The 12320-nt window shown below is 61.0% G+C and carries 13 protein-coding genes; 6 read left to right on the forward strand and 7 right to left on the reverse strand.

Annotated elements, in window-relative coordinates; all coding sequences use genetic code 11:
* Positions 1-1066, reverse strand: a 1066-nt coding sequence (locus GY725_06455; GenBank protein MCP4003820.1) for a PAS domain S-box protein, incomplete at its 3' end; no start/stop codon positions are given.
* Between the two features lie 110 nt (positions 1067-1176).
* On the opposite strand from GY725_06455, the gene GY725_06460 reads away from it, so the two are divergent.
* The 3 genes from GY725_06460 (at position 1177) to GY725_06470 (ending at position 4335) form a co-directional block, all read left to right on the forward strand.
* Positions 1177-1533: a hypothetical protein gene (locus GY725_06460; protein MCP4003821.1), complete on the forward strand. Its 357-nt coding sequence runs from the start codon at positions 1177-1179 to the stop codon at positions 1531-1533.
* 90 nt (positions 1534-1623) lie between these two features.
* Complete coding sequence (locus GY725_06465; GenBank protein ID MCP4003822.1) at positions 1624-2700, forward strand: DUF2804 domain-containing protein; 1077 nt, start codon at positions 1624-1626, stop codon at positions 2698-2700.
* Positions 2701-2754: 54 nt separating this feature from the next.
* The gene (locus tag GY725_06470; GenBank protein ID MCP4003823.1) at positions 2755-4335 is read left to right on the forward strand and encodes an amidohydrolase family protein; all 1581 of its coding nucleotides are present in this window, start codon (positions 2755-2757) and stop codon (positions 4333-4335) included.
* Between the two features lie 19 nt (positions 4336-4354).
* On the opposite strand, the gene GY725_06475 is transcribed toward GY725_06470, so the two are convergent.
* Positions 4355-6046, reverse strand: a complete 1692-nt coding sequence (locus tag GY725_06475; GenBank protein ID MCP4003824.1) for an amidohydrolase family protein — start codon at positions 6044-6046, stop codon at positions 4355-4357.
* Positions 6047-6189: 143 nt separating this feature from the next.
* Positions 6190-6495 (reverse strand): hypothetical protein, encoded by a 306-nt coding sequence (locus GY725_06480; protein MCP4003825.1) that lies wholly within the window; start codon positions 6493-6495, stop codon positions 6190-6192.
* Positions 6496-6657: 162 nt separating this feature from the next.
* Here GY725_06480 and GY725_06485 point away from each other — a divergent pair, with 162 nt between their 5' ends.
* The 3 genes from GY725_06485 to GY725_06495 all read left to right on the forward strand — a co-directional run bounded on the left by GY725_06485 (position 6658) and on the right by GY725_06495 (position 9035).
* Positions 6658-7173: a 2'-5' RNA ligase family protein gene (locus GY725_06485; protein ID MCP4003826.1), complete on the forward strand. Its 516-nt coding sequence runs from the start codon at positions 6658-6660 to the stop codon at positions 7171-7173.
* A 132-nt stretch (positions 7174-7305) separates the two neighbouring features.
* Positions 7306-8442 (forward strand): hypothetical protein, encoded by a 1137-nt coding sequence (locus GY725_06490; GenBank protein MCP4003827.1) that lies wholly within the window; start codon positions 7306-7308, stop codon positions 8440-8442.
* The gene (locus GY725_06495; GenBank protein MCP4003828.1) at positions 8439-9035 is read left to right on the forward strand and encodes a TetR family transcriptional regulator; all 597 of its coding nucleotides are present in this window, start codon (positions 8439-8441) and stop codon (positions 9033-9035) included. The genes GY725_06490 and GY725_06495 overlap by 4 nt, the downstream gene beginning before the upstream one ends.
* Before the next feature lie 9 nt (positions 9036-9044).
* Here GY725_06495 and GY725_06500 read toward each other — a convergent pair whose 3' ends face one another.
* The 4 genes from GY725_06500 to GY725_06515 all read right to left on the reverse strand — a co-directional run bounded on the left by GY725_06500 (position 9045) and on the right by GY725_06515 (position 12290).
* Positions 9045-9767: a hypothetical protein gene (locus tag GY725_06500; GenBank protein MCP4003829.1), complete on the reverse strand. Its 723-nt coding sequence runs from the start codon at positions 9765-9767 to the stop codon at positions 9045-9047.
* Positions 9768-9855: 88 nt separating this feature from the next.
* Complete coding sequence (locus tag GY725_06505; protein ID MCP4003830.1) at positions 9856-10476, reverse strand: pyridoxamine 5'-phosphate oxidase family protein; 621 nt, start codon at positions 10474-10476, stop codon at positions 9856-9858.
* Between the two features lie 22 nt (positions 10477-10498).
* Positions 10499-10888 (reverse strand): hypothetical protein, encoded by a 390-nt coding sequence (locus tag GY725_06510; protein MCP4003831.1) that lies wholly within the window; start codon positions 10886-10888, stop codon positions 10499-10501.
* Positions 10889-10949: 61 nt separating this feature from the next.
* Positions 10950-12290 carry an FAD-dependent oxidoreductase gene (locus GY725_06515; protein ID MCP4003832.1) on the reverse strand — a complete coding sequence of 447 codons (1341 nt, stop codon included), beginning with the start codon at positions 12288-12290 and terminating at the stop codon, positions 10950-10952.
* Positions 12291-12320: the final 30 nt, after the last annotated feature.

Genomic DNA, 12320 nt, shown 5'->3' on the forward strand with positions numbered 1-12320 from the left:
AAGAAGCCTTTCTTGATGAACTTCCAACCCTGCGAAGTTCGGTGGAAATCACACTCTGGGTTGGGGCAGAAGGGTGGCTTTGGACAAGTCGGGAGTTCGGGCATTCCCGGTCACTACGCACACCCCGTGCCAGGTACATTCTTCGGACCACAACTTTCCCCTTGCTCGCCCCCACCCGGGCCAGCTCAGTCGCTCCGCTGATGACCATCAGCAGATTGTTGAAGTCATGGGCCACGGTGCAGGAAAGTCGCCCGATGGCTTCGAGCTTCTGGAATCTGGCGAGATCGGTCTGGAGGTTGCGGATCTCGGTGATGTCGCGAGAACTCACGAGGGCGCCCACGATCTTCCCGTCCGTATCCCTGCTGGGGACATAGGTGACGGTCATGCAGCGCCGATTCTCAGCCGGGAAGTTGAACCACGCTTCGTAGTTGATTGCCTCGCCGTTGAAACACCGATCGATATTGCTCTTGATCAGGTCGTTGAAAGTATCGGAACCGAGCAACTCAGCGATCGTATGGCCCACGATCTCCTCGCGAGTCATCTCGTGAGCTCGCAAGTAGCTGTCATTGATGGCCACGTAGCGGTAATCCAATCCCAGAAAGGAGATGTGATCGGGCGTCGCCGATACGAAGTGCTCGGAGCTGCGCTTTGCCTCTTCCAGCTTCTTCACGTCGCTGATGTCGGTCACCGTAGCCATGCAGGTAACCCGGTCGTCAGCGTGATGCACTTTCCAGACGGTCAGAAAACAGGGGAAAAAGGCTCCCGAAGCGTGGAGAAAGCGTTTCTCGATCGTGTATTGAGTTCTCTTTTGGGCCAGCAAGTCCAGAAAGAGAGCGGCATCTCGCGCAGCATCCTCAGGGTCGCTGATGTCTGGGATCGTGAGTCCACGCAGCTCATCCAGCGAGCGTCCGAGCACCCTGGCCAGGGCTTCGTTGGCGCCTTTCAACGGAAGCTTGGGATCTAGCCGCGGCGGAGTGGTAAAGACCATTGCCGGAGTCGGCATCGACTCGACCAATGAATGCAACCACTGTAGCCAGTTGTCCTGCACGTCCGTGTGCTCACTCATGTGTAGGGGTTTAGCGGAATCGTCGCCGAAATCCTACTCATTTCTGCGTATCCGGTGAAAGACTCTCATCAACGAAAATCGCTCGCTGGAAGGTATGATGGGAGCCAGTGATGAGTTGGACTCTCATTCTCGGGTTGAGCCTGATCCTGACCCACGAAATCGATGCGATCGCGGCCAGGGAGTGGCGGATTCTCCCGGGTCTATCGCAATTGGCGGACGATCTCGCTCGGAGAGTGTTCGTCTTCGGACACGTGCCCCTGTTCGCAATCGTTCTCTGGGGACTGACCGGAAACCATCAAGGTGTGGTGGCGGCGGGCTTCGACGTCTTCCTCATGGCTCACTTCGTCGCTCACCTGTATTTCCACCGACACCCCGAAAACGGTTTTCGCAACTCGGGTTCGTGGATTCTCATCTCCGGCGCCGGGATCGTCGCGGCTGTCGACCTCTGGGAGAGGAGCTTCTCATAGAGCCGGAACTGCGGCCTGCTACCGATCGGTTGGGCCGCACCGCAGGCACTATCATCTGCCTTCTGCTGGAGCTGAACTGAGGAGAGCCGAATGACTCATCTTCCAGACTACATGCCGATCGTGAGCGCGAAGATGGAGACGGGGAGCTATGTCCCGGCCTATCTCGAGCGCGAGATCCATGCCCCCGTCGATCTCTGCGATCCCCGGGGGCACCTGCGTCCGGAGGCCGTGGGCTGGTCCAGGTTTCCGATCGTGCGAGCGAATCTGTATGGGACCTGGCCCCGGAAGAAGAAGTGGAACTTCTGGAACTGGATCAGTCCGGAATTCGTGCTCTCCGCGACGATCGCCAATATCGACTACGCGGCTTTCTGCTCGGTGTCGTTCATCGATTTCGATACCGGAGTGAGTGAAGGCCACACAGCGTTCAAACTCCCGGGCAGTGTCCCGATGCCCGAGCACGTCGAGCAGTCGGTGAGGTTTTCCGGCGGGGGGATCGAGTACGAGAACCAGAATGACAGCGGGGACGCCACGGTTCGAATCGAAAGCCCGGCCGGTGGAGGCAAGCCGATCCGTGCTGACTTCACGGTCCACAAGCCCGCCGGACACGAGAGCCTCAATATCGTGGTCCCGTGGAGTGACCGTCGCTTCCAGCTGAACTCGAAGCACAACACACTTCCATGTGAGGGAGAGATCCGCATCGGAGATCGTCGTTTCGAAATGAAACCCGATACCTGCCACGCCGTTCAGGATTTCGGTCGGGGAATCTGGCCTTATCGCTCCTTCTGGAACTGGGCCGTCTGTACCGGCATCCAGGGGGAGGATGCGATCGGCGTCAATATGGGAGCCAAATGGACCACGGGAACCGGGGCAAACGAAAATGGGATCCTCCTGAACGGAAAGCTCCACAAGATCATGGAGGATCTGCATTGGAGCTACGATACCGGCGACTGGATGAAGCCGTGGCATGTCCAATCCAAACACAGCGACGTGCTCGATCTGGTGCTCCATCCGCTCGTTCTGCACCGCAAGAATCAGAATTTTGGCGTCATCGCGAGTGGAGGGATTTGCTGTTTCGGCCGCTGGAAGGGACGCATCCGCGTCGACGACCGGATCATCGAGATCGACGACCTGATCGGCTGGGCCGAAGAGTTCGCACATCGCTGGTGATGGACCCGCCCACGATATTCGAACCCGTCACGATCAACCTGGAGTTCTGACACCATGAGTGATTCTTCGAAACCCCGCACCGTTTCTGGTTCCGCGATTGCGTTTCTCTATTCGTTGCTGGGAAGCCTCTCGCTCGTCCATTTCGTCTTTCTCGTGGTATTGGCGCGGTACGTCTCGACTCTCTCCGTGGTGTTTTTCGCCGCTGCGATGCTTCTCTTCGTACCTTTGACGCGTCGTATCCTGGCGAAACTCCCGCTCCTGGGCCGCGCGTGGATTCGCGTACCGCTGTTCCTGTTCTTGATCCTCTACGCACACGTCCTGCTCGATCGCGGTGACTACGCGCAGATCGTCAGCGTCGATCGCGCGTTCGCGAATGCGACGATCATCACGGGCCAACGCGATGCCGATGTGATCGAACGGGGGACCATCCTGGTCGATTCCGAGGGAAAGATCGTCGCCGTGGGAAGCGCCGACTCCATTCAGATCCCGGATGATTTCGAGACCGTTGATCTCGAGGGAAAGACCCTCATGCCAGGCTTGATCAACGCCCACGGTCACCTGTTGATGCGCGGTCGCGATCCCGACGTCTCGATGGACATGAACAGCTTCGCTATCCCGGCCTGGCTGCTCGACACACTGGTCTCGTTTCTCGGTACCTATCCCGGTAAGCGCATCGTCGTCTTTGTCATGGAGCGAAACACCCGAGATGCAGTCAGAGCCGGTGTGACGACGCTTCGTTCCGTGGGGGACCCGCACTACTACGACGTGGCTGTTCGCAAGCGGCTGGAGAGCGGTCGTACGATTGGTCCGCGCTTGCTGGTATCCGGTCCGCTGTTATGCGTGACCGGGGGGCACGCCCACCAGATCGGCCTGATCATCGACAGCCCCGACGAGGCTCGGCGCGCGGTTCGTGCTTCCCTGCGCCACGGAGTCGATGTGATCAAGATCGCGAGTACCGGTGGCGTTTCCGATTCGAGGCGTCTCGGTGAAGCGGGTGAGCTCCAGATGACCCCGGAGGAGATCTCCGCTGTCGTGGAGGAGGCCCATCGAAAGCGAATCCTGGTGACGTCTCATGCGGAGAGTGCGGCCGGTGTGAAGGAGGCGTTGCGGGCCGGCGTCGACAACATCGAGCACGGTGCGGAGCTCGACGATGAAGCCATCGCGTTGTTCAAGAACAATCCGCGCTCACTGCGAGGTTACACGACACTCCATCCCACGCTGTCCGTCATCTCCGGCGGACTCGAGTTGACGGACGCGGTTCGCGAAAATCCCGCCGCCTATATCATGTTCCAGAACGGGTCCCAGGTGAAAAAGGCGATGATCAGCGGTTACAAGAGAGCGGTTGCCGGGGGTATCAAGATTGGGGTTGGCACCGATGCCGGGCTCGTACTGCACTCCCACGTCTGGAAGGAGATGAAGTACCTGGTCGCCCACGGCGGAATTTCGAACGCAGAGGCGATCCACATCGGTACGCTCGGAACCGCAGAGAGCATCGGTGTAGATGAGATCACAGGAAGTGTCGAGGCGGGGAAGTACGCGGACTTCGTCGTGCTGGACGGCAACCCGATCGATGATCTGACCGTACTGGCAAAGCCTTCACTCGTGGTCGCACGCGGCGTCGTCATCGAACCCTGAACGATTCCCGGCTCTTCGATCAGCGCCGCAGCACCCGACCGGAACTCGTGCCGGAGTGCTTGCCTTCCTCGAGGAATACCTCGCCGTTGACCAGGGTCGCCCTGAAGCCCTCGGCCTTCTGGATGAAGCGGCCGCTTCCGCCCGGGAGATCGTGGACGAACTCCGGTGGCAGCACCTTCAATCGATCGAAGTCGATGATGTTCAGGTCGGCGAAGGCTCCTTCGCGCAAGACGCCCCGATCTTCGATCCCGAAGAAGGCCGCGGGCTCGGAAGTCAGCTTTTCGATGGCACGCTCCACCGGAAAGAGTTCGCGCTCCCGCACCCAGTAACTCAGCAAATAGGTAGGGAGGCTGGCGTCCATGATCTGGCCGCAGTGCGCCCCCGAGTCTGCCAGGCCGAGGAGCATGCGCGGATGCGAGAGCATCTTGCCGATGACCTCGAAGTCGTGGTTGCCGATCGGGAACAGGAAGATCGCGCGCCCGTCGCTCTCGTCGGAAATGTCGAAGAATGCCTCGACCGCGGACACACCCCGGCGTTCGGCTTCACTGGCCAGGCTGTCTTCGGGATGCACATCGTAGCGCGCGTCGCCGTTTTCGACTCGCTGCTTGTAGATCACGTGCAGGAGACCCTCCGGGACGCCTGCCGATGGGGCTTCGTCGACGAGTCGCTTTCGCGTCTGTGGATCGCGAATACTCGCCAGCCTCTGTTCGAGATCTTGACTCTTGAGATCGGCCCAGGCCGGGCCCGCGCGGTCCCAGGGCGTGTTGTTCACCAGCCCAAATAGCATTCCGAGCGAGCGAACCTGGGTCTGCCCGTAGAGTTCGGTTCCGCGACTTGCCGAAGCATCGAGCATGGCAAAGGCATCTCGCCAGCCTTCAGTATTTCCGCGGGTGTGAATATAGGAGAAGGTCACCGGTAGTCCGGTTTCCCGGGCAATATCGTCCATCATCTGGATTTCCGCGCGGTGAACTTCCGGGTCCGTGCTGTCCAGGTGCGGAACGGACTCGAATACGGGTGTTCCGTACTCGGCCATCGTGCGCGCGATCCCCATCAGCTCGTCCATATTCGCAAACGTGCCGGGGACCGGTTCTCCTTCGGGTGTTCGATGCACGTGCGTCCTCGACGTGGAAAACCCCAGAGCGCCGCGTGACATCGCTTCTGCGACGATCTTCTGCATGCCGAGGATGTCTTCTTTACTTGCGACTTTCTGACTCAACGCCCGCGTACCCATGACCCAGAAGCGCACTGCGCAATGTCCGACCATGCCACCGACATTGATGCCAAGTGGGAGGTTCTCCAGCGCATCCAGGTATTCGCCGAAGGTTTCCCAGCTCCAATTCATTCCCGCATTGATGTCGGCTGCGGGGATGTCCTCTACCGACTCCATCAGGTGCGCGAGCGTATCGCGGTCCTCCGTGTGGCAGGGTGCGAAGGTTACTCCGCAATTGCCCATGACGACGGATGTTATGCCGTGCCAGCAGGCGCTGGTCGCGAGCCCATCCCAGAAAATCTGTGCGTCGAGGTGCGCGTGGATATCGACGAACCCAGGCGTGACCAGGCAGCCATCCGCGTCGATCTCGCGTGTGCCCCGCTCGCCGATCTCGCCGATGGCCGCGATCCGATCGGCGCGAATTCCCACGTCAGCCCGAACGGGTGCACTCCCGGTCCCATCGATCACGTTGCCATTGCGAATGACGATGTCGAAGCTCAATTCGATTGCCTCCCGGGATTCTCGTCAGATAGACGAGAGGCGATCCTAACCCATCGAGAAGGCCGGCTGGGAAACCCGGGAGATTGTCGAATGGATCTCGGGAAGCGCGGATCGCGTCTTACCGGATCAAGTCGAAGAGCCTGCTATTCCTCGTACTTCAAGCCCAGGCGCACCGCGGTTTCGTCGCCCTCGATCTTGCGCCAGACGATGGTGGCTTCCACCGGCTCCAGTTTGCCTACCTGAGCGATGCAATGATGACCCGGTTGCAGGTCATTCGCTTCATCGCTGTTGTAGACGACGACCCCGCAGCCCGTACGAGACTCGTCGATGATCTCTCCCCGGATGTTGGGGCAGAACTCGGAACTGTCGAGTTTCGTCGAGATGTACGCGTGCTGGCCTTTGTCCGGGTCGAATCGGATGGCCTGTTCCGGTCGCATTCTCGGATTCATGGCGAATCCTCCCTGGTTATGTCGGCTCTCCGCCGCCTGTTTGCAGTGATCGACTGCACACGCAGGCAAGCTGAGAAGAATCAGCACCGGATCTCCCGGGCGTCTACGGGCTTTCGCGGGCTTGGCTGTGACCTGAAGGATGGCTCCGGGGTAAGGTGGCGCATGGTGCCAGCAGACAAGTGCGCCCTGATCGTCCCGCTCGACGTCGAACCGCAGAGCCTGGCCGCCTTCAGGGCGCGACACATCCTCACGCCGGCGGTCAGCTTGCCCGCGCACGTCACTCTCCGGGTTCCGCTGCCGCCGCTCCATCTTCTGGACACCGAAGGCTTGTCGGACTGGGCGGGTCGCGTTCGCGGGTTTGATTTCGAACTATCCGCGACCGAGCGTTTTGAAGGTGCAGGTGTGATCTATCTGGTCCCGGATCCCGCCCAGAGATTTCGGGAGTTGGCTCTGGAGCTGACCGCGCTCTACCCGGATCCCCCCTCTCCGTTCTCGGAACCGGTCATGCACGTTACGGCCGCGGAGGGTCACCCCGTGGATCAGCTGAGTCGTATCGAACGCGAACTCCTGGTTGAAGTCGCAGCGGATCTGCCCATCCGGGCACGAGCCGAGGAAGTCCGCCTCTACGAGAAGAGCGAGGGCACCTGGTACCTGAGGCAGCGCTACCCGTTCGCCTGATTCCGTCTCGATCGGGCGGCGATGAACCACATGCCCGAATTGCGTTTACTAGTCATATGGCTAGATTGGAGAACCAAGCTCGCTCCGGTCACGCAGACCGGGTATCCAACTACAGCCTACGAGATTTCCCCCATGCCCGAATCCACCTCCGCACCTGAACTCTTCGAGGCCCTCGACAAGATTGCCCCGGACCTGGAAGCGCTGGCGCGAGAGGCCGAGATCCTGCGCCGGGCTCCAGACGCTCTTGCCGTACTGGTCAAGAAGGCTCGCCTGCCCATGGCCAAGGTGCCTCGGGTGGTCGGTGGTTACGAGATCTCGCCGGCCGCGCAGGTCGATTACTTCGCACGCATCGCCTATCTGAACCCGACCGCGGGCTGGCTCGCCTTCGTGCAGAACGGGGTCGGGGGAATGGTCGGAGCTACGCTGCCCGAGGCCGGTCTCGCTCAGGTCTTCGCCGAGGACAGTCCGTTGTTTGCAGGCGTATCGGCACCTAGCGGCAAGAGCCGGGCCGTCGATGGCGGTTTCCGGGTCTCGGGTCGCTGGGCTTACGGGAGCGGCGTACACATCGCCGACTGGGTGTTGTTGGCGACGATCTGCGACGAGCCGGCCGGCGCCCGCTACGTACTCCTGCCTCGCGACCAGGTTGAACTCCACGACGACTGGCACGTGACCGCGCTACAGGGAACCGGCAGCGTCGACATCAGCGTGGACGATGTCTTCGTCCCGCAAGAGTTGACGGCGGATCCGACAGTTCAACAACGGGGGGGCGCCCAGTACGTGAAGCTAGGCTATCGCGGCTACATCAGCGGCGAGCACATCGGCTTCTCGTTAGGTGTTGCCCAGCGCCTGACCGACGAGGTTACGCAGCTCGCCCGCAAGAAGAAGCGTCTGCTCGATTTGAACACCATCGGCGATCGCGGCGCTTTCCAGATGGAACTCGGGAGAACCGATACCACGCTTCGCGCCACCCGTGCCTATGCGAAGAGCGAACTCGATCGTGCAATCGAGCTGGCCGAGCGCAGCGATGGGCCGCTCGATGCCTTCAACCTGGCCCGGATGAGCGCGGCGATTGGTTGGGCCCAGGAGAGTGTCAGCCAGGCTGCCATGCGTCTGTTCCCTTATGCGGGCGCGGGTGCATTGCATCTGGACAGTCCCATCCAGCGCAGCTTCCGCGAACTCATTGGTTCGGGCCAGCACATCGTCGTATCCAATGAGACCCTCGATCTCTGGGGGCACGCGCTACTGGCGGCGGGTCCGGATTCCGAGTGAGCGACGCCGTTCCGACACGCGGAAGCGAATCGGTCAAAGAAGCGCTCGTCGAGGCCGCGTGCAACGGACTCGCCGAAGTGGGTCCGCGGGCGTTGTCGACGCGCAGCCTGGCCGAGCGTGCCGGAGTCAACCACGGCCAGATCCATCACTACTTCGGGGGGAAGCGCGGTCTGCTCAAGGCCGCGATGTCGGCACTTGCTGCCGAGCACTGGTCCAATTCGCTCGAGCGCTCCGCGGGTGAGGCGATCCCGCCCGCTCTATCGCTCGCAGAGGACACTCGTTACTGGCGCGCCATCGTTCGCGCGGTGATCGAAGGGGATCTCGAACTCGCACGCGTCGAAATCGACGAAGGCATCTCGGTGCCCCGACGCGCCCTCGAAGCCATGCGCACTCGGGCCGGAGCAGCGAATGACGATCTCGACTTCAAGGCGAGAATCGGCCTGCTCATCGCCACTCAACTCGGGTATGTTGCTCTCGAACCCTTTATTAGGCTCCTCGCCGATGTCGGTGAAGCCGAGACCGACGGGTTTCGCGAGCAGGTGAAGCTACGCATGGGCGAGATGGTGTCCACCCTGGTCCGTACGGATCGATGAGTTTGCGGATCAGGCGCTGGCTGCCAACTCCGGCGCACCGGCGGAACGCTCTTGTTCGTAGCTCGGCGGTGGACCGATCCTGAAACGCTCGCGCAGTTCGTCGAGGGGTTGTTCGAGAAGGCGCTCCCACTCTTCGTCTACGACCCATGTTGCGCGCCAGCCGCGCCGGAAACCCTGCCGAACCAGCCGCCCCAGGTCGGAGCGAAATCCCGCGCGGAAGAGCAGGTAGACCGGAATGAAAGCCACACCCAGGTTGCGCGTCTGCACAGCGGTGAAGGCGAGCACGGCCAGTTCGCCAAACACGTCCCGGCCATAGCCGGTGAGCACGTGGAAGATGTCGTGCTGGTCCCGCAATCGCATCATCAGGAAGCGCTCGTCTTCCGAGATCTTGTCGGAATCCGCCTCGCCGGAGACCGATTCACTGGCGGCCGCCAATCCCTGAGCGCTGAGTTCCTCGACGCTGAAGTACTCGCCGATCGCCTGCCCGAGCGAACCCGCTGGCATGCTCAGGAGCCGATCGATGTCCTTGAGCGCGTCGAAGAGTTGCGGTTTCTCGCTCAGCAAGCGGGCACCGTTGGCTGTGCGGCGGAAGCGTCGGTACATGCGCCCGCTCGAATCACCGGACAGGGCGCTGATCGCCTCGAAAGCCTGACTGGTGTCGTCCGGGTCGGCCATTAAACGTCGCAGCGCCGCCATCGCCTCGCGCGGTCGCAGTTTGTTGCGGGATCCCATCTCGATTCCTCCCAGATTCGCCTCAGAAGATACTAACAATCTTGTAAGTAAGCCTGAACGGCCGGGAGATGTCAAGGTCGGGCAAAGATCAGAGTTCGCTCTCCTGGTAACCGCTCTCGACCCCGGCGTCGATCTTCGCCGCGGCCTCGGCATCCAGGTTCAGACGCGGCGCGATCTGACGTCCGAAGCTGATCCTCTGGGGTTCGCTCCAGGTATCCGGATCCCAGAGTCGCGAGCGGAGGAAGGCCTTGGCGCAGTGAAAGAAGCACTCTCGCACCTTCACGCGGATGATGATTTCGGCGGGTTTCCCTCGTGCAGAAAGGCGCTCCAGTAGTTCGGGTTCAGTGGAAAGAACCGCCGTACCGTTGACCCGCAGGGTTTCTGAAGTCCCCGGACGGATGAAGATCAATCCGACCTGCGGGTTCTCGATGACGCCTGAAAGACCGTATGCAAGTCGGTTCCCGACGCGACTCGGAATCAGCAGGGTGTGCTCATCGGCGATTTCCGTGAAACCCGGACCATCGCCCTTGGGAGAAACCTGCTGGTGTCCGTTGGCGTCAGCGGTGGAGAGCAGGAGCATCGGCGAACAGCGGATGAACTCGTTCATCTGCTCGTCGAGAGCTTCCAGAACCTTCAAGCCGACAGCGGGAATTGCATCGCCGATAAGGGCGCGAAGCTGTTCGATCGTCGTGATGGTGTGTTCAGACACTTCGCATCCTCCGTGTTCCCGTTCAGGCTGCGTAACTCGAACGAGCTTGAATCCCCCACTTGCCGTCCTGGAGAGTCATCACCCACAGAGACGGATAGACGCCGATCGTCGATCCATCCGCCCGGTAGCGATTGAATTCTACGTCGAGGTGCACCTTGTCTGTGCCTGCGTGCACCACCTTTCGATGGCCCCATTCGCTGTGATGCCAGCCCTGCTCGACCATGTAGTCGAAAAGGCCGGGGACGATCGAGTCGGCACGCGCCGGCCAGATTCGCACTTGCCCGCTGGCGATGCGCACATGAGGGAAGTTACAGGCATCTGCCATGCCTTCCTGATCGCGCGCGTTCCACGCCTTCATATAGGCGTCGGAGGCGAGCATCGCCTGTTGAATTGCGGCTTCACGCTCACTCATGGCTCGATACTGCCCGTCCCCATGATGGCTGGCAAGCGATTGTTCAAGAAGCGGAACCCGACTACGAGAGCCGCACTCCCTGCTTTTCCAGTCCTTCCTGTACGCGAGCGATATCGACCTGACGAGGCGTGACGCCCGCCTCCAATGAAAGGGCTGCGGCCACACCCGCGCCCTGACCGGTGACCGTGCAGCACATCATCTGGCGTGTGGCGGCGTGCGAGACCTTGTCACCGGCGACGCAGCGACCGGCGACGAGCAGGTTCTCGACTTTCTGCGGGATCGTGATCCGGTAAGGGATGTGGAAGTAGCGACCTGTCGACGGCATGATGGCGATCTTGTTTCCGTCGAGAAATTCGGGACAGATACCGATCGAATCTTCGAACTTCGCCTGATTGAGCACGTCGTGCTCGGTCAGATTGTAGTCACCGATGATCTTGCGCGATTCGCGACAGCCGATCGAAGCGCCGATCGTGCGCAAGCGCGCGTTCTCGAATCCGGGCGTGTACTTCTTCAGCGCCTCCACCGCCCACATCACGCGCTGGCGTCCTTCGATCTCTCCTCGTGTCAGGTCCCAGACGTCGGTCGAATCGATGCCCGCCATGTGAATGGCGTTCATGTTCGGGATTTCGCCCGCATCGGTGAAGCTCCCCCAGTAGCTTTCCATGCGCACGTCCTTGGGAATCTCTCCTGCTTCCTTGGCCTTGTCGAACGGCTCGCGCAGATAGGTGCTGAACTCCGCCGCTTCCTTCTGGCCGGAGTCGTCGCCCCAGTCGGCGATTGAACTCGGATTCTTCAGGGTGTAAGTGATGAACTCCTTGAGATCGATGCCGGTACAGCCGAAGTTGACGGTCGCACCTTCGAGCTCTTGCTTCGGATCGATGCGGAACGGTGCGCCTGCGCGCGCCGCAATATCTCCGTCGCCGGTCGCGTCGATCACGCGCTTCGCAAGGATGGCCGATCGGCCGGATTTGCTTTCGGTGATCACCCCGATGATCGCGTTCCCGTTCAGGATAACGTCCACGATCTGGGTGTGGAGCAGGGGCGTGATGTCCGCCTCCAGGATCATTTGATCGGCAAGATGCTTGAACACCTCCGTGTCGAGCACCTGATAGTGGTTCACTTCGAGGCTGGCATTCGCGGCCTTGGCTCGTTCCTCGAATTCGGTACCGATTCCACCGGCATCGACTGTCTCTTCGCTGGTCCGGTACCAGGCGATCGTGCCCACCATCGACTGGGCAATGACGCCTCCGAAACAGCCGTAACGCTCGACTAGCATGACTCGTGCGCCCTGTCGTGCGGCGCCAAGCGCGGCGGCGAGCCCGCCGGGACCGCCGCCTACCACCAACACGTCTGTCTCGGCCAGAACGGGTGTCTGGCGGGCCGGTTCCTGGATCTGTTTCACGGCGGGTGCCTTTCTGCGAAGTGCTGTGTC

Source organism: bacterium (genome assembly GCA_024226335.1).
Lineage (GTDB): Bacteria > Myxococcota_A > UBA9160 > SZUA-336 > SZUA-336 > JAAELY01.